Raw genomic sequence first — 18,155 nt, forward strand, 5'->3', positions numbered from 1 at the left:
AGTGGATGCGCCGCCGAACGCGCCTACGTTCAACGCGTCGGAGAAACCCGGCCGGCTGGTTCGGCTGGTGCATTCGAGGCGAGGCGCTTCATTCACGGAGAGGAAGTGTCATGATGAGACGATTGACAGCGATCCTGGCGACCGCCCTTCTTTCTGCATTATTCACAGCGAACGCCGCTGTCGCGCAAGTGACCGGTGCGGCGACCCCGACTCCGACGCTTGACGCAACCTCTCCGCTAGGCAACGCGGGCTCGCCGGTCTCGCCAACGGGAATTCCGCTGGGCGCGACCGAGCTCTCATCCGCGGGAGTCAGTCCGCTCGCGGCTCCCGCGACGGGCACGATCGCCATTCCAAGCAGCGGCACAGTTTGCTCGACGGTTGGGACAGCGCCGACCCAAATGTTCGGATCGACCGCCACCTTCGACGGTGCCGGAATGGCGGTCGGATCGACCGCGCCTGCAACCGCGGCCATGGCGGGCAATACAGCCGCGACACCGGGCCTATCGCCATTGATTTCACCGACATCGGGCGTGTCGACAACGTCAGGCACGCTTGAGAGCTCCGGCATGGCGACAGCATCCGGCATCATCGACACGTCGGGAACGTCCGGGATGTGCGGTTCGGGCTCGACCAGCGTCATTGCATCATCGACACCGTCGTCGACCTCACCCACGACAATGGGCGGTGTCAATCGAACCGGCATTCCCCTCGACTCGACCGAGATCGGCAACCTCGGCGTCAGCTCGGCGGCGCCGGTGCCGACACCCGGCGTATCGCTCCTTCCAGGCGTCGTTGGACCGGTTGCGGCCCTCCCGACCGTGCCGACGGTTCTTACTCCCGCTCCAACCGCCTCCACCTCCACGATGGCAGGCAGTGCCTGCTCAATCCTCACTGCGGGCAGTGTCACGTCATCGGCAGCTATTCCGGGTTGCTAACAAATCTCTCAGCGAAGCCCAGACCATGAAAAAGAAGATCGTTGTCGGTGCCGTCATGCTGACCGCCGCAGTGGCGACCGGCGCTCTGCTCCACGCTATGCATGACTTCCCGTTCGAGACGGCCGCCGCAGCGCCGGCCCGGCCGTCCCCGGTGCCGATCGTCGCCGGAACGGTCAGCCAGCACGACGTGCCGATCTATCTGACCGGCGTCGGCACCGTGATCGCCTACAACACCGACGTGGTGCGCGCCCAGATCCAGGGGCAGATCTTCACCATCAACTTCACCGAAGGCCAGCATGTGCATGCCGGCGACCTGCTGGCGCAGATCGATCCGCGCCCCTATCAGGCACTGATCGATCAGTACACCGGAGCACTGGAACGCGATCAGGCACAGCTCGCCAACGCCAATGCCAACCTCGTCCGTTACACCCAGTTGGGGGCCAAAGGCTGGGCGACACCGCAACTGATCGAAACCCAGAAAGCGCAAGTCGGGCAGTTGGACGGCGCGATCACAACCGACAAGGCGCTGATCGAGGCCGCGAAAGTGCAGCTCAGCTTCACGCGTCTGACCTCACCGATCGACGGCGTGGTCGGGATCCGCCAGATCGACGTCGGCAATATCATCAGCCCGTCAAGCACGAACGGCCTCTGCGTGGTGACCCAGCTCGATCCGATTTCGCTGATCTTCACACTTCCGGAGACGGTCCTGCCGCAAATCCAGAAGCAGCAGCAGATCACCAAGGCGCCGCTCACCGTCCTCGCCTATAACCAGGACGACACGATCGAGCTCGGCCAGGGCCAGCTTGGCCTCGTCAACAACGAGATTCTGCAGACCACGGGCTCGATTCAGCTCAAGGCCAATTTCTCCAACAAGGAGAACAAGCTCTGGCCGGGTGAGCTGGTCAACGCGCGATTGCTGCTCGACACGAGACACAACGGCCTCACCGTGCCTGCGGCGGTGATCCAGCAAGGTCCGAACGGAGCCTATGCGTGGGTCGTCAATCCCGACAACACCGTTGCGATCCGCCAGGTCAAGGTGGCGCAAATCAGCGACGGACAGGCGCTGATCGATTCCGGACTCTCGGCAAATGAGCGGGTGGTGGTCGACGGCCAATACAAGCTGCAGCCCGGCACACATGTGATCGCGCTCCATGGCAAGGCGGCCGAGGAAGCCGCCGCGCAGGACGCAATGCAGACGCCAATCCCATGAATATTTCCGCACCGTTCATCCGACGGCCGATCGCGACCGCCCTGCTCATGGTGGGCTTGTTCGTAGCTGGACTGGTCGCCTATCCGCTGATGCCGGTGGCGGCACTGCCGAACGTCAACTACCCCACGCTGACGGTGACCGCGCAGTTGCCGGGCGCCGATCCGCAGACCATGGCGTCCTCGGTGGCATCGCCGCTCGAGCTGCAGTTCGGCGAAATTCCAGGCCTCACCCAGATGACGTCGGCGAGTGCGCTCGGCTACACCCAGATCACGCTGCAGTTCGATCTCAGCCGCCAGATCGACGGCGCGGTGAGCGACACGCTGTCGGCCATCAACGCCGCTTCCCCTTACTTGCCGACGGGCCTGCCGTATCCGCCGACGATCCGCAAGGTCAATCCGGCCGACACGCCGATCCTGGTGCTCGGCATCACCTCGGACAGCCTGCCGCTGACCACGGTGGACGCCTATTCCGAAAACATCCTGCTGCAGAAGATTTCGCAGATCTCCGGCGTCGGCCTCGTCGGGGTCGGCGGTCAGCAGAAGCCCTCCGTCCGCATCCAGGTTGACCCCGAGGCATTGGCCGCCCGGGGCATCAATCTCGAGGACCTGCGGACGGTGCTGGGCCAGGCCAATGTCGATCTGGCGAAGGGCACGCTCAACAGCCCGCGCCAGACCTACACGCTCAACACCAATGATCAACTGTTCAAGCCCGACCAATACGCCGATCTCGTCGTCGCCTATCGCAATGGATCTCCGGTCCGCATCCGCGACATCGGACGCGCGATCAGCGCGCCGGAAAACGACCTGATCGCCGGCTGGTACAACAATCAGAGGGCGATCCTCCTGGCGATCCAGCGTCAGCCCGGCGCCAATGTCATCGACACGGTCGCGCGCATCAAGGCGATGATGCCGGTGCTGCAAGCCTCGATTCCCGCGGGCATCAAGATCAACGTCATTTCCGACCGCACCGATACCATCCGCGCATCGATCGCCGACGTGCAGTTCACGCTGCTCCTGACGATCGGGCTCGTCGTCATGGTGATCTTCATCTTCCTGCGCAGCTTCTGGGCGACCATCATCCCGGCCGTCACCGTGCCGCTGTCGCTGGTCGGCACTTTCGCGATCCTCTACGAAATGGGCTACAGCCTCGACAATTTGTCGCTGATGGCGCTGTCGATTGCGGTCGGCTTCGTGGTCGACGACGCCGTCGTCGAGATCGAGAATATCACGCGTCACATCGAGGAAGGCCTCTCGCCCTATGACGCGGCGATGAAGGGGTCCGGCGAGATCGGCTTCACCGTCATGGCGATCACGTTCTCGCTCATCGCCGTCTTCATCCCGCTGTTCCTGATGAGCGGCTATGTCGGGCTGCTGTTCCGCGAGTTCGCGATGACGGTGAGCGTGGCGCTCGTTCTCTCACTGGTGATCTCGCGCACGCTGACGCCGATGATGTGCGCATATCTGCTCAAGCCCGAAAACAACTCGCACGGCCGGCTCTATCGATTGTCCGAACGCGGATTCGACGCGCTGCTCAATCTCTATGAGGCCGGCCTCAGGATCGTGCTGCGTCATCGCTTCATCACGCTGATGGTGATGCTCGGCACCATCGTGCTGACTGGTTATCTCTACGTCGTCATTCCCAAGGGCTTCTTCCCGGAGCAGGATACTGGGTTGATCCTCGGTCAGTCGGAGGCGTCGCAGGATATCTCGTTCAAGGCGATGGCCCAGCGCCAGCAAGCCCTGCTCGACGTCATCATGCGCGATCCCGCCGTCGCTTCCGTCGGGGCCGCGGTGGGCGCCGGCGGCGGCGTCTACACGGTCAATGACGGGCGCGTCTACATCCAGCTCAAGCCAGCCGACCGGCGTGATCCGATCGACAAAGTGACCGCGCGATTGCGGACCAACCTCGCCAAAATCCAGGGCGTCACGCTGTACATGCAGCCCGCTCAGGACATCACGATCGGAGCCCGGCTGAACAAGACGCAATTCCAGTACACGATGAACGATGCCGATCCGGGCGAGCTCACCCGTTGGGCGGGCCTGTTCCTCGACAAGATCAGAACGATCCCCTCGATCACCGATGTCACCACCGACCAGCTCAATGCCGGGCCGCTGCTCGACATCACCATCAAGCGTGAAGTCGCCTCGAGCTACGGCATCCTGCCCTTTACCATCGATAACACGCTGGACGATGCGTTCGGTCAGCGCATCGTCTCGACGATCTACACCACGCTGCAGCAGTACCATGTCGTCATGGAGGTCAATCCGAAGTTCCAGTATTCGCCCGATGCGCTTAACGGCATCTATGTGAAATCTTCGAGCGGGCAGCAGGTGCCGTTGTCGACGCTGGTCGATTCGGTCGTGAAGGTCTCGCCGCTCGTCGTCAATCACCAGGGGCAGTTCCCGTCGGTGACGATCTCGTTCAACCTTGCGCCGGGTGCCGCCATCGGCCAGGCCGTGAGCACCATTGATGCAGTGAAGAAGGAGCTGAATCCGCCGCTCTCGCTGCAGACCAGCTTCCAGGGCAACGCCCAGGCCTTCGGCGCCTCGCTGTCGAGCACGCCGATCCTGATCCTCGCCTCGCTGTTCGTGATCTACCTGATCCTCGGCATCCTCTATGAAAGCACGATCCATCCGATCACCATCATCTCGACCCTGCCATCGGCCGGCGTCGGCGCGCTGCTGTTGCTGATGGCGGCCCATTTCGATCTGACCGTGATCGCGATTGTCGGCCTCATCCTGCTGATCGGCATCGTCAAGAAGAACGGCATCATGCTGGTCGACTTCGCGATCCACGCCGAACACAATGAAGGACTCAGCACGGAAGAGGCGATCTACCAGGCCTGCATCAAGCGGTTCAGGCCGATCCTGATGACCACGATGGCGGCAATGCTCGGCGCCGTGCCGATGATGGTGGGCACCGGCGCGGGCTCGGAGATCAGGCAGCCGCTCGGCTATGCCATTGTCGGCGGCCTCGCCGTGTCGCAGATCCTCACGCTGTACACGACGCCGGTGGTCTATCTCTATCTCGACCGGCTGCAGATCTGGCTGTTCGGCGAGAAGGAGGCGGCAACCTCGTCCGTCCAGCCCCAGGCAACGCCGGCCGAATGAGACGGCGCCGGCCGCCACTATGCAAATTGCGTCGCTTCATACAGATCGCTCACTCCCGACTTTGTGAATTCGGCATCATGCACCGCGCACCTACATAAGTGTTTGAAACCATGAGTTGCGGAGTTGAGTATGCCGAGCAGAGAATATTCGAGCCCAGCGCAGACCTTGCGCCGGGTCGCGGAAAGCGTGAGCGACCAGGCAGTTGCCGATCGTCTCAAGGTTCTTGCCGAGAGCTATGAGCGGCGGGCCGAAATGGCTTCGCAGGCCGATCTGGCCAAGAATTAGACTGAAGCCGCCGATTGCCGCCAAACGCGCGGAACCATCAGCCTTTGTTGAGCCTCCCTACCGAATGTTAATGGGCTTTCCGGCCCTTAATCGTTCAATATGTCGACCTGGAATGTTGCAGGAACCGGGCTGCGGCGACACGCGCCCCACGCGGGTTCTTCATGCGCTTTCGCAGGTGACCCATGGATCAGCAGCTGAGGAAGTCGACGGACCCCCCTTCGATTGCGCCTGGGAAAAAAGTCGTGCGCCCGGCTCGCGGGCGCATTGGGTTCGCGATCGCCGTTATTCTCCTGCTGGCTGCCGGCATCGTCTGGTGGACGAAGCCCGCAGGCACGCCACAGGAAACAGCCGGCAAGCGAACCGCCCCGCCGATGTCCGTTGTCGCCGAGACTGTCGGCAAGGGCGATATCGGGATCAACCTCAATGGGCTCGGCACGGTCTCTTCACTCGCCACCGTCACGATCAGAAGCCAGATCAGCGGATATTTGACCCGCATCGCGTTCAAGGAAGGCGATGAAGTCAAGAAGGGTGATCTGATCGCGGAGATCGACTCCCGCCCCTTCGAAGCGGCGCTAGCCCAGGCCAAGGGACAGCTTGCGCGCGACCAAGCCATGCTGAAGGGCGCCCAGGTCGATCTTGCCCGCTACCAGGGCCTGGCGAAGCAGAACGCCGTGCCGCACCAACAGCTCGACACGCAAATAGCCCTGGTCGCCCAGAACGAAGGCACGGTTGAAGCGGACCGCGCCTCGGTGCAGGCTGCTGAAGTGAACCTGCGCTATTGCCACATCCTGTCGCCGCTGGATGGGCGCGTCGGATTGCGGCAGGTCGATCAGGGCAACTACGTCACCCCCGGTGATGCCACCGGCATCGTGGTGATCACGCAACTGCAGCCGATCAGCGTCCTGTTCACACTTCCGGAGGACCAGCTTCAGGCGATCGCTACGCGGCTCCGCGAGGGAGCGGTGCTGCCGGCCGCGGCCTACGATCGCAGCGGCACCAACAAGCTGGCCAGCGGGGCGCTGCAGACCTTCGACAGCCAGATCGATCCGACCACCGGCACGATCAAGCTGCGCGCGCAATTCTCGAACGAAGCGCGGACGCTGTATCCCAATCAGTTCGTCAACGTGCGTCTCCTGCTGGACACCCACAAGGACGTGACGACGATATCGACGGCCGGCATCCAGCGCGGCACGCCCGGCACCTTCGTCTATCTCGTCAACGGTGACAGCACGGTCTCGGTGCGCCCGGTCAAGCTTGGCGTCACTGAAGGAGACCGGGTCGAGGTTCAGTCCGGACTTTCCCCCGGCGACCGCATCGTGATCGATGGCGCCGACAAGCTGCGGGAAGGCGCCAGGATCGTCATTCGACCTCCAACGGGGGCGGGCGAGTCGGCCGCTGCAGCCAAGCCGCCGGATTCGAAAGCGGTGGACGGCAAGGGGCGGCGCTCCGGGGGTGGACACGAATGAACCCCTCGCGGCCATTCATCCACAGACCGGTGGCGACAACGCTCTTGATGATCGCCATCATGCTGTCGGGAATGCTGGCATTCCGCTTCCTGCCCGTCGCCGCCCTGCCCGAGGTCGATTACCCGACGATCCAGGTCCAGACCTTCTATCCCGGCGCCAGTCCTGACGTGATGACGTCGTCCGTCACGGCCCCGCTGGAGGTGCAGTTCGGCCAGATGCCGAACCTGAGCCAGATGAGTTCAGTCAGCTCGGCCGGCGCTTCGGTCATCACGCTGCAGTTCGGATTGACGATCTCGCTCGATGTCGCCGAGCAGGAGGTGCAGGCCGCGATCAATGCCGCCGGCAATCTGCTGCCATCAGATCTTCCGGCGCCGCCGATCTATGCCAAGGTCAATCCGGCCGATGCCCCGATCCTGACCCTTGGCCTGACGTCGAAGACCATGCCGCTGACGCAGGTCCAGGATTTCGTCTACACCCGCCTGGCGCAGAAGATCTCGCAGTTTCCGGGAGTAGGCCTCGTCAGCATCAGCGGCGGCCAGCGGCCGGCGGTCCGCGTCCGCGCCGACATCCGCAAGCTTGCCGCCTATGGCCTCAATATCGACGACCTGCGCACCACCCTCGGCAATGCCAATGTCAACACGCCCAAGGGCAATTTTGACGGCGCGATGCGCTCCTACACCATCAACGCCAACGACCAGATCCGCGGTGCCGGTGGCTACAAATCCCTGATCGTGGCCTACAAGAACGGCTCTCCGGTCCGTCTCAGCGACATCGGCGACGTCATTGACGGCGCCGAGAACGACAAGCTCGGCGCCTGGATGAATACGACGCCGGCGATCATCCTCAACATCCAGCGCCAGCCCGGGGCCAACGTCATCTCGGTGGTCGAGGGGATCAAGGCGGTGTTGCCGCAGCTACAGGCGGCATTGCCCGCCGCCATCGACCTGAACATCCTGACCGACCGCACCGTGACCATCCGCGCCTCGGTCAGGGACGTGGAATACGAGCTCTCGCTCGCAGTCGTGCTGGTCGTGCTGGTGATCTTCGTATTCCTGCGCAGTCCGCGCGCGACGCTGATCCCAAGCCTCTCCGTGCCGCTCTCGCTGGTCGGCACCCTGGGGGCGATGTATCTGTTCGGCTTCAGCCTCAACAACCTCTCCCTGATGGCGCTCACGATCGCGACCGGCTTCGTGGTCGATGACGCGATCGTCGTCATCGAGAACATCTCCCGCTACATCGAGGACGGCGAAGCGCCGCTAGCGGCCGCGCTCCGTGGCTCCGAGCAGATCGGCTTCACGATCATCTCGCTGACGGTGTCGCTGATCGCGGTGCTGATTCCGCTGCTGTTCATGGGTGACGTGGTCGGCCGCCTGTTCCGCGAATTCGCCATCACGCTGTCCGTCACCATCCTGGTATCCGCCGTGGTGTCACTGACGCTGGTTCCGATGGCCTGCGCCAAACTGCTCAAGGCGGAAGGCGAGACGCATGAGAACGTGCTCCAGCGTCTGAGCCGCGAAGGCTTCGATCATGTCATCGCGATCTATGCCCGGATGCTGAACTGGGTGCTGGACCGCCAGACCCTGGTGCTGCTGGTGGCGCTCGCCACCTTCGGCTTGACCGCCCTGCTCTATGTCGCGATCCCCAAGGGGTTCTTCCCGCTGCAGGACACCGGCGTCATTCAGGCGATTTCGGAGGCGCCGCAATCGGTCTCATACGCCGCGATGGCCGAGCGGCAGCAGCAACTGGCCGACGTCATCCTCCGGGATCCCGACGTCGAGAGCCTTTCCTCCTTCATCGGCGTCGACGGCACCAACACCACGCTCAACAGCGGCCGCATCCTGATCAACCTGAAGCCGCACGATCAGCGAAAATCCGATATCGCGAGCGTCATGCGCCGTCTCAAGGACAGCACGGCATCGCTGATCGGCGTCGCGCTCTACATGCAGCCGGTGCAGGATTTGACCATCGAAGGCACCGTCAGCAAGGCGCAATATCAGTTCATCCTGCAGGACGCCGACCCGGCCCAGCTCGCCGAATGGGCCCCGAAGCTCGTCGACAGATTGCGGCAGCTTCCCGCGTTCACCGACGTCTCGACCGATATGTCCGCCAAGGGACTTGCGGTCTTCGTCGACATCGACCGCGAGCAGGCGGCGCGGTTCGGAATCACGCCCGCGACCGTCGACAATGCGCTCTACGACTCCTTCGGCCAGCGCATCGTCTCGACGGTGTTCACCAACTCAAACCAGTACCGGGTGATCCTGGAAGCCGATCCGACGCTGCAGAACTCCTTGCAATCGCTGTCGTCGATCTACCTGCCCTCCTCGGTCGGAGGCGCGCCGGTGCCGTTGCCGGTGCTGGCCAAGATGCACGAGGACATCGCGCCGTTGCAGGTTTCGCATCTCGGCCAGTTCCCCTCGGCCACCATATCGTTCAACCTGGCGCCCGATGCGTCGCTGGGAGAGGCGGTCGCCGCCGTCAAGCAGGCGCAGATCGACATCGGCCAGCCGCTCGGCATCATCACGAGTTTCCAGGGCGCAGCGCTCGCCTTTCAAGCCTCGCTCTCGAACCAACTGTTCCTGATCCTGGCCGCGATCGTCACGGTCTATATCGTGCTGGGCGTGCTCTATGAGAGCTTCATCCACCCGCTCACGATTCTCTCGACCCTGCCTTCGGCCGGGATCGGCGCATTGCTCGCGCTGATGATGGCGGGGCAGGACCTCACGATCGTCGCGATCATCGGCATCATTCTATTAATCGGCATCGTCAAGAAGAACGCGATCATGATGATCGACTTCGCGCTCGATGCCGAACGCAACGAAGGCCGGTCGCCGCGCGAGGCGATCTACCAGGCGTGCCTGCTGCGGTTCCGGCCGATCATCATGACGACCATGGCCGCAGTGCTCGGCGCGCTGCCGCTGATGCTCGGAACCGGTGCCGGATCGGAGCTGCGGCACCCGCTCGGCATTTCCATCGTCGGCGGCCTTCTGGTCAGCCAGTTGCTCACCTTGTTCACGACGCCCGTGATCTATCTGTGGTTCGACCGCCTCGCCGTGCGGCTTGCCGGAGGGCCCGGCGGTGCCCGCGAAACACGCGGAGCCCACTGAGCCATGGACCCGTCAACGCCCTTCATCCGCCGGCCGGTTGCGACCACACTGCTGACCTTCGGGCTTGCGGCGGCGGGCGTGGTGGCGTTCTTCAAGCTGCCGGTCTCGCCGCTGCCGCAGGTCGACTTCCCGACCATCTCGGTGCAGGCGACGCTGCCGGGCGCGAGCCCCGAGGACGTCGCGACCACGGTCGCAAGCCCGCTCGAGCGCCATCTCGGCCAGATCGCCGACGTCACCGAGATGACCTCGCAAAGCACAGTGGGCTCGACGCGCATCACCCTGCAGTTCGGTCTGAACCGCGACATCAACGGCGCGGCGCGCGACGTGCAAGCCGCGATCAACGCCGCCCGCGCCGACCTTCCGACCAGCCTGCGCAGCAATCCGACCTACCGCAAGGTCAATCCCGCCGACGCGCCGATCCTGATCCTGACGCTGACCTCCGATACGCTGACTCGCGGCGACCTCTACGACGCCGCCTCCACCGTGCTGGCGCAAAAGCTCTCGCAGGTCGAGGGGATCGGCGAGGTCATTGTCGGCGGCAGCTCGCTGCCGGCGGTGCGCGTCGACCTGGTTCCGCAGGCGCTCTACAAATACGGCATCGGGCTCGAGGACGTGCGCGCCGCGCTCGCCAGCGCCAATGCGCACAGCCCCAAGGGCGGGATCGACGTCGGCGAGCGGCGCTACCAGATCTATGCCAACGACCAGGCCAACAAGGCCGACGACTACAAGTCAATGGTCGTCGCCTATCGCAATGGCGCGGCCGTGCATCTCTCCGATGTCGGAGAGGTCACCGATTCCGTGGAGAACCTGCGCAACGCCGGCCTCGCCAACGGCAAGCCCGCCGTCCTGATCATCCTGTACCGGCAGCCGAATGCCAACATCATCAGCACGGTCGATCTGGTCAAGGCGCTGATGCCCCAGCTCAAGGCTTCGGTCTCGCCCGCGATCGACATCGATCTGGCGGTCGACCGCTCGACCACCATCCGCACCTCGCTGCATGACGTCGAGCGGACCCTGGTGCTAGCCGTGCTGCTGGTGATCCTCGTGGTGTTCTCGTTCCTCCGCAACGCCCGCGCGACGTTGATCCCTGTGGTCGCGGTCTCGGTGTCGCTGGTCGCGACCTTCGGCGTCATGTATCTGGTCGGCTACAGCCTCGATAATTTGTCGCTGATGGCGCTGACGGTGGCGACCGGCTTTGTCGTCGACGACGCCATCGTCGTGCTCGAAAACATCACCCGCTATATCGAGCACGGGATGTCGCCGTTTGAGGCGGCGCTGAAGGGCTCGGGCGAGGTCGGCTTCACCGTGCTTTCGATGAGCATCTCGCTGATCGCGGTGTTCATCCCGATCCTCTTGATGGGCGGCATCGTCGGCCGGCTGTTCCGCGAATTCGCGATGACGATCTCGATCTCGATCCTGATCTCGCTTGCGGTCTCGCTCGCGACCACGCCGATGATGTGCTCGGTGCTGCTGCGCCGGGAAAGCAACCAGGTCCACGGCTGGCTCTATCGCGCCAGCGAGCGCTTCTTCGAAGCGATGCTCGGCTTCTATCGGCGGACGCTCTCGGCCGCGCTCGCGCACCCGAGATCCGTAATGCTGATCCTCGCCGCGGTGCTGGGGCTCAACTTCTATCTCTACGGCGTGATCCCCAAGGGCTTCTTCCCTCAGCAGGACACCGGACGGCTGGTCGGCTCGATCCAGGCGGACCAGAGCATTTCGTTCCAGTTGATGCAGCAGAAGCTGACGCAGTTCGTCACCATCATCAAGCACGATCCCGCGGTGGACGCCGTCGTCGGCTTCACCGGCAGCAACCAGACCAATTCCGGCTTCGTTTTCGTCTCGCTGCGCCCGCTCGAGCAGCGCAAAGTCGGCGCCGACCAGGTGATCGCGCGGTTGCGGCGCGAGCTCGCCACCGTGCCCGGGGCAACCCTGTTTCTGCAGTCGGTGCAGGACATCCGCGTCGGCGGGCGGCTATCCAGCGCACAGTACCAGTACACGCTGCAGAGCCCGGCGCTGGAAGAGCTCAACGAATGGACACCGAAGATCACGGCGGCGCTGCAGCGCGAGTCCAATCTCGCAGACGTCAACAGCGATCAGCAGGACAAGGGGCTCGAATCCAATCTGGTCATCGATCGCGACGCCGCGGCGCGGCTCGGGATCACCGTCAGCCAGATCGACAACACGCTCTATGACGCGTTCGGCCAGCGCCAGGTCTCGACCATCTATGTCTCGCGCAACCAGTATCACGTGATCATGGAGGTAGCACCGCGCTACTGGCAGAATCCGGAGACGCTCAAGGATGTCTACATCAGCACCTCCGGCGGATCGGTCGGCGGCTCGCAGGCAACCAACGCGGTGGCGGGAACAGTAGTGACGCCGGGAACATCTGTTACCGCCAACTCGGCCAACGCACAGGCCGCGCGCAATCTTGCGACCAATTCGATCGGGTCGACCGGCAAAGGCGTGGCCTCGACCGGCGCGGCGGTCAGCACCAGCAGCGAAACGATGATTCCGCTTTCGGCGGTCGCGCATTTCGGTCGGGGCGCAACACCGCTCTCCGTCAATCATCAGGGACTTCTCGTCGCCAACACGATCTCCTTCAACCTGCCTCCCAACGTGTCGCTCGGCAACGCCGTCAGCACCATCGAGGCCACCATGAACCGGATCGGCGTGCCCGCGACAATCCGCGGCACCTTCCAGGGCACGGCAAAGGTCTTCCAGGATTCGCTCAGCAATCAGCCGCTGCTCATCCTGGCCGCCTTGGTGACCATCTACATCGTGCTCGGCGTGCTCTATGAGAGCTACATCCATCCCCTGACCATCCTCTCGACGCTGCCGTCGGCCGGCGTGGGCGCGCTGCTGGCGCTGATCGCGTTCCGCACCGAGTTCAGCATCATGGCGCTGATCGGCGTGATCCTGCTGATCGGCATCGTGAAGAAGAACGCGATCATGATGATCGACTTTGCGCTTGACGCTGAGCGCAAGCGCGGCCTCGATCCGCTCGATGCCATCCGCGAGGCCTGCCTGCTCCGGTTCCGCCCGATCATGATGACGACCATGGCCGCACTGCTCGGCGCTCTGCCGCTTGCCGTCGGAATGGGGGAAGGCGGCGAACTGCGCCAACCGCTCGGCATCGCCATCGTCGGCGGCCTTATCCTCAGCCAGATGCTGACACTTTATTCGACACCTGTGATCTATTTGTATCTGGACAGGTTCCGGCTCTGGGGCCAACGTCGAAGGGGCAACACGCCTCCCAACCTGCCCAAGCCCTCACTGCAGCCAGGCGAGTGAGATGTCGAAATCCTCGGTACTACGAGTCCGACACCGAAGTCTGGCCCGGGCGATCTTGCCGTGGGGAGACGGTCGCACCCGCGCGATTTCCGCGTTAATCGTACTGGCGTTCGGCCCAGGCCTGTCCGGCTGCATCCTGGGATCCGAACGGCCCGAGCTCAATCTCGAAGTGCCGGAGAAATATCGCGCGGCAAGTTCGGCGGGTCCTGACGCCGCGCTCCCGGTCCTGGACTGGTGGCGCGGCTTCGGCTCCGGCGAACTGACGTCACTGATGGACGCGACGCAGATCAACAATCTCGACATTGCAGTCGCGATCGCCCAGGTCGTGCAGGCCGACGCCCAGGTCGGCGTGGCTGGCTCGCCGCTATTGCCGTCCCTGACGGGAGCAGCCAGCGCCGAGCGCGCGCATTTCGGCTCCACAAGCAGCGCCATCAGCAGCGGCAGCAACCTTGGCGGGGGCGTCACCGGGACCGGAGGCGGACGCGGCGGCGGAAGTTCGAACTTCTCACAATTCAGCACCAGCCTCACTGCGAGCTACATGCTCGACTTCTGGGGCAAGAACCAGGCAGCGCTCCATGCAGCGGAAGAGAGCGCGACAGCCTCCAGATATAATCGCGAGGTGGTCACGCTGACCGCGATCGTCACGGTGGCCAACACGTATTTCCAGATTCTGGCGGCGCAGGACCAGTTGCGGGTGACGCACGCGAACCTCGCAGCGGCCGAGCGAATCCTAGCGCTGATCAAGACGCAGTTTGCCGGCGGAACAGCCTCGCAGCTCGACGTTTCGCAACAGGAGGCGCTGACAGGAACGCAGCGGGCGGCGATTCCTCCTCTCGAAGTCACCATCGGTCAGAACATTGCCGCGCTCGCCGTCCTTGTTGGACGAGCGCCGGCGAACTTCTCGGTGCGGGGCGGATCGACCAGCCGCATCAAAGTGCCTCGGGTGACCCCCGGCCTGCCATCTGAACTGCTTTACCAACGGCCGGATATCCGCCAGGCGGAGGCGCTGCTTGCGGCATCGAACTTCAGCGTCGAGCAGGCTCGCGCGGCCTTCTTTCCGCAGATCCAACTCACCGGCACCGGCGGATTCCAGAGCAGCGCGCTGGCCTCGCTGTTCACGCCCGGGGCGGCGTTCTCCACCCTCGCGGCCAGCCTCACCCAGCCGATCTTCGATGGCTTCCTGCTCGAGAGCCAGTTGAAGCAGGCCAAAGGCGTGCAGCTTCAGGACCTGCAGGCCTATCGCAAGGCGGTTCTGTCGGCATTCTCCGACGTCGAGAAGGCGCTCATCGCGTTGCAGAAGTTCACGCTCCAGGAGCGGCTGCAAGCGCAGGTCGTTGCGAGTTCGCGAACGGCATTCGATGTGGCGGAAAAGCAGTTGCGGGGCGGCACGATCAATCTGATTACGGTCCTGCAGGCCGAACAGACGCTCTTCACCGCGGAGACCACGCTGGTTCAGGTGCGGCTCTCGAAATTATTGGCAGCGACCAGTCTGTTTCAGGCGCTCGGCGGCGGTTGGACGCCGGCCGGGACGCTGGTCTCGCTACAATGATGTCCGCCTTCGCCGCATTGGCTTGCGTTTGCCCTGCCTCAAATGGGTGTCTCGGATGAAGAACACCGGCTTGCTCGTGATGGCGCTCGCTCTGGCAGCACTCGAAGCAACGTCTGCGGCTGCACAGCAGAGCGCACCCTCGCTTCGGTTCGGGATGAAGCCCGATGAGGTCGCGCGCACGCTCGGCGTGCACTTGACCTTTATGCGAGGACGCCCCGGCAACGAACTCTATCTGGCGCTGCCCAACGTCAAGGGAAGTGCGCTGTCGAGCCGAAGCGACGGGCTCTATCTGCAGTTTCGTCGCGGAAAGCTTGCGGGTTGGAAGGGCGACTGGGGCACGATCCGGCCATAGGAAAGCCAATGGGTAGATTGAAGATCATAATTTGCGCGACGATCCTGGCAGCGCCAGCTATCTCGCGGGGATCAGCGACCGAGTTTGGGTATCGCGCCATCCGATACGGCCAGACGAGCGGCTGGTTCTATGACAACCGCAACGACAATCGCGACTTCCCGACCAATGGCGTATTTCCCGGCGATTTTGCCGCACAACCCACCGTCGCATGGATCGGCGCCGCAGGCTTCCTCGGGAGCATGCCTCAGCGCTCAGCTTCTCCCTATCCATCGCAAGTCGTGTTCGGCACCGTTCGCCGGAACAGACGATCGGCCCCGAAGAAGTGACGTCACCTCGGCGGTCGAGGTAACGCCGTCTCGCGTCACTTCAACGACGCGCGAGGTTCGCGCGTCGTTACATTGGAGCGGGCACAGTGGCTTTCAAGCAAAGCCGGCTCAACTGCAGCTTTCACTCAGTTGTAACCGCTGGTGCCGGCTGACGAACCGCCGAATTGAGAATCGCCGGTACCGCTCAACGTGGTCGGACCATCCGGATCGCCGTTCGGATTGCCGTAGTTCGGATGCAGCATGACCGGCGGGGTAGCCTCTCTGTATACAGGATAGCTCCTGACCATCGATTCATGACGCGCCGTATTGGCAAAAGCGTACGTGCTTGAGAGCATGGACGCGGCGACCAATGCTACCATTGCGACTTTCATGGCTTTGTCCTTTCGAGTGGTGACATAAAGAACGTTACACAAGGAAAGGTAGGGTTCTTTCTCGTCGCTCCCACTAAATTCGCGTTTAGGGACGCTGCGCAGCCAGCACAAAGAAGTGCTGGCTACCGACATAGCGTGAAAGCACTTGGCTCGCGTTTCGCTGCTTCGTGATGATGGTCACGCCGCGGATTCGGTCGGCGCTCGGCAGCGCTCCCGCCGTCAACTCGAGTTGAGAATCGTAAAGCAGAATTTAGTGGGATGCGCGCGCAGGCCACTTAGATCTTGAATCGAAAGATCCGAGCATTCGGACAACCCAATACGAAAAACTCGCGTTTGACCGCGCACCGCCTGACGGTGCGTCACGCGGAGTCGCGCGCGTCGATCGGGTTTTCGTATCGACCGATGGAGAATTTCGATGACCTCACTCAAGATCCTCGCGGCCGCGGCGATGCTATCGGTAGCAGCCGCAACACCAGTATTTGCTCAGGCCGCCATCCAGGAGCCCGGACTGTACGCGTTCTATCATCCCAATGCAGACATCCTGAACGGCGGCGCGCCCACGCCCGCGGCCAGGCTGGAATCGGGACCACCTTCTGTTCTGCAATATTATAACGAAGAGGACAGCGGCATCGGCACCTGCGCACAGCGCCACCGCTCGTACAGTCCCGCGACCGGCACATTCCTTGGCCGTGACGGCCACCACTATCGGTGCGAATGATGCAAGCTGAAGGAGAGACTTCTTCTGCGGACTGAAAGCGCGAAGCGCTGTGTGATTGTAATGCTCGTCAATTGGCGATAGACAGGTATGCTCCTTGCCCGAAGAGGCCGTCCCCGTCTGATGTAAAGGTTCGGCCCGCGCCGTTCCTTCGCCCAAGCGGATACCCGACGAAGATTCGAGACTGGCTTGGGTTGGGGGCGTTGGAGGAAAACCTTTGGGAGAGGGAGCATGGCGCGCAACGTTCTGATCCTTGGAGCCTCGTATGGCTCATTGCTCGCGACGAAGCTGCTGATGGCCGGTCACAACGTGACCTTGGTTTGTCGCAAGAAGACCGCAGAGCTCATCAATCGCGACGGCACCGAAGTTCGCATCAAGCTGCGTGACGAGCCGACGCACCGCTCGATCTTTTCGCGTGATCTGCCCGGGACCCTGGACGCGTCACCGCCTGCAGACGTCGACCTCTCCCGTTACGATCTGGTTGGCCTTGCCATGCAGGAGCCGCAATACACCAACCACACGATCCGGGTTCTGATGATCAAGATCGCCGAGGCGAAGCTGCCTTGCCTTTCGATCATGAACATGCCGCCCTTGCCCTATCTCAAACGGATTCCGGCGCTGGCGGAGATGGACCTCGAAGAGGCCTATACCAATGCGCAGGTATGGGAACGGTTCAAGCCGGGACTGGTTTCGCTGTGCTCGCCTGATCCGCAGGCCTTCCGCCCACCGGACGAGGCGGCGAATGTCCTTCATGTCGGCCTGCCGACAAATTTCAAGGCAGCGGCATTTGCGGATGAGGCACATAACCGGCTGCTTCGCGAGCTGGAGGCTGACATCGACGCGGTGAAGCTGGATGGCCAGGACGTTCCGGTGAAGCTCAAAGTGTTCGACTCGCTGTTCGTCCCGCTGGCCAAATGGTCGATGCTATTGACCGGCAATTACCGCTGCATCACGCCACAGGAGCCGCAATCGATCCGCGACGCGGTGCACGCCGATCTGAAGCGCTCGCAGTCGATCTATGAGCACGTCGATGGGATCGCTCGCCGACTGGGAGCCGACCCGAAGGACCAGGTGCCGTTCGAGAAATACGCCAAGGCGGCGGAAAGCCTTCTCAAGCCTTCATCGGCGGCGCGCGCGGTGGCGAGCGGAGCGCCCTTCATCGAGCGGGTCGACCTGCTGGTGAAGCTGATTTCGCATCAGCTTGGCGCGCCCAATGCCGAGATCGACCGAACCGTGCAGATCGTGGATCAGAAGCTGAACGAGAAGATCGTGGAGGGCGGATCCAGCGCGCAGTGATGTGCTGCGATCGCGGTTCGCGATTGGCGTGCCATTCGGAATGGCGTGCCAGATATCTACACCTTCGAAAATCCTGAGATGACTCCCCAGGGCGCTCGGCTGCCCTGACACCGCCGCTTGCTCTGTCGGTCTGGCGTGGCGCCAT

General features: G+C 63.1%; 13 protein-coding genes. 11 read left to right on the forward strand and 2 right to left on the reverse strand.

Going from position 1 to position 18,155, the window contains the following annotated elements; genetic code table 11:
• Positions 1 to 88: 88 nt before the first annotated feature.
• Complete coding sequence (locus tag YY7_RS0134740) at positions 89 to 907, reverse strand: hypothetical protein (RefSeq protein WP_155255433.1); 819 nt, start codon at positions 905 to 907, stop codon at positions 89 to 91.
• Between the two features lie 53 nt (positions 908 to 960).
• Between YY7_RS0134740 and YY7_RS0134745 the strand changes: the two genes are divergently transcribed.
• The 9 genes from YY7_RS0134745 to YY7_RS53800 all read left to right on the forward strand — a co-directional run bounded on the left by YY7_RS0134745 (position 961) and on the right by YY7_RS53800 (position 15,628).
• Positions 961 to 2,145, forward strand: a complete 1,185-nt coding sequence (locus YY7_RS0134745) for an efflux RND transporter periplasmic adaptor subunit (RefSeq protein WP_028167216.1) — start codon at positions 961 to 963, stop codon at positions 2,143 to 2,145.
• Complete coding sequence (locus YY7_RS0134750; protein ID WP_028167217.1) at positions 2,142 to 5,255, forward strand: efflux RND transporter permease subunit; 3,114 nt, start codon at positions 2,142 to 2,144, stop codon at positions 5,253 to 5,255. The genes YY7_RS0134745 and YY7_RS0134750 overlap by 4 nt, the downstream gene beginning before the upstream one ends.
• Before the next feature lie 129 nt (positions 5,256 to 5,384).
• On the forward strand, positions 5,385 to 5,540 hold the full coding sequence (locus YY7_RS62200; RefSeq protein ID WP_165435208.1) for a hypothetical protein: 156 nt from the start codon (positions 5,385 to 5,387) through the stop codon (positions 5,538 to 5,540).
• Between the two features lie 242 nt (positions 5,541 to 5,782).
• Complete coding sequence (locus YY7_RS53795) at positions 5,783 to 7,006, forward strand: MdtA/MuxA family multidrug efflux RND transporter periplasmic adaptor subunit (RefSeq protein WP_245287517.1); 1,224 nt, start codon at positions 5,783 to 5,785, stop codon at positions 7,004 to 7,006.
• Positions 7,003 to 10,110, forward strand: a complete 3,108-nt coding sequence (locus YY7_RS0134765; protein ID WP_028167218.1) for an MdtB/MuxB family multidrug efflux RND transporter permease subunit — start codon at positions 7,003 to 7,005, stop codon at positions 10,108 to 10,110. The genes YY7_RS53795 and YY7_RS0134765 overlap by 4 nt, the downstream gene beginning before the upstream one ends.
• A 3-nt stretch (positions 10,111 to 10,113) precedes the next feature.
• Entirely contained in the window at positions 10,114 to 13,401 is a 3,288-nt protein-coding gene (locus YY7_RS0134770; RefSeq protein WP_028167219.1) for an efflux RND transporter permease subunit, read from the forward strand.
• Position 13,402: 1 nt separating this feature from the next.
• Positions 13,403 to 14,950, forward strand: a complete 1,548-nt coding sequence (locus YY7_RS0134775; protein WP_080663983.1) for an efflux transporter outer membrane subunit — start codon at positions 13,403 to 13,405, stop codon at positions 14,948 to 14,950.
• Between the two features lie 55 nt (positions 14,951 to 15,005).
• Positions 15,006 to 15,302: a hypothetical protein gene (locus YY7_RS0134780; RefSeq protein WP_028167221.1), complete on the forward strand. Its 297-nt coding sequence runs from the start codon at positions 15,006 to 15,008 to the stop codon at positions 15,300 to 15,302.
• A gap of 8 nt (positions 15,303 to 15,310) precedes the next feature.
• A complete protein-coding gene (locus tag YY7_RS53800; protein WP_035691681.1) occupies positions 15,311 to 15,628 on the forward strand; it encodes a hypothetical protein in 318 nt (105 codons plus the stop codon).
• A 125-nt stretch (positions 15,629 to 15,753) separates the two neighbouring features.
• Here the strand turns inward: YY7_RS53800 and YY7_RS0134790 are convergent, their stop codons facing one another.
• Positions 15,754 to 15,999 (reverse strand): hypothetical protein, encoded by a 246-nt coding sequence (locus YY7_RS0134790; protein ID WP_028167222.1) that lies wholly within the window; start codon positions 15,997 to 15,999, stop codon positions 15,754 to 15,756.
• A gap of 415 nt (positions 16,000 to 16,414) precedes the next feature.
• Here YY7_RS0134790 and YY7_RS53805 point away from each other — a divergent pair, with 415 nt between their 5' ends.
• On the forward strand, positions 16,415 to 16,717 hold the full coding sequence (locus tag YY7_RS53805; RefSeq protein ID WP_035691683.1) for a BA14K family protein: 303 nt from the start codon (positions 16,415 to 16,417) through the stop codon (positions 16,715 to 16,717).
• Positions 16,718 to 16,945: 228 nt separating this feature from the next.
• Positions 16,946 to 18,010: a ketopantoate reductase family protein gene (locus YY7_RS0134805; RefSeq protein WP_028167223.1), complete on the forward strand. Its 1,065-nt coding sequence runs from the start codon at positions 16,946 to 16,948 to the stop codon at positions 18,008 to 18,010.
• Positions 18,011 to 18,155 lie beyond the last annotated feature (145 nt).

This window comes from Bradyrhizobium elkanii WSM2783 (assembly GCF_000472865.1).
In the GTDB taxonomy this organism is placed as follows: domain Bacteria; phylum Pseudomonadota; class Alphaproteobacteria; order Rhizobiales; family Xanthobacteraceae; genus Bradyrhizobium; species Bradyrhizobium elkanii_A.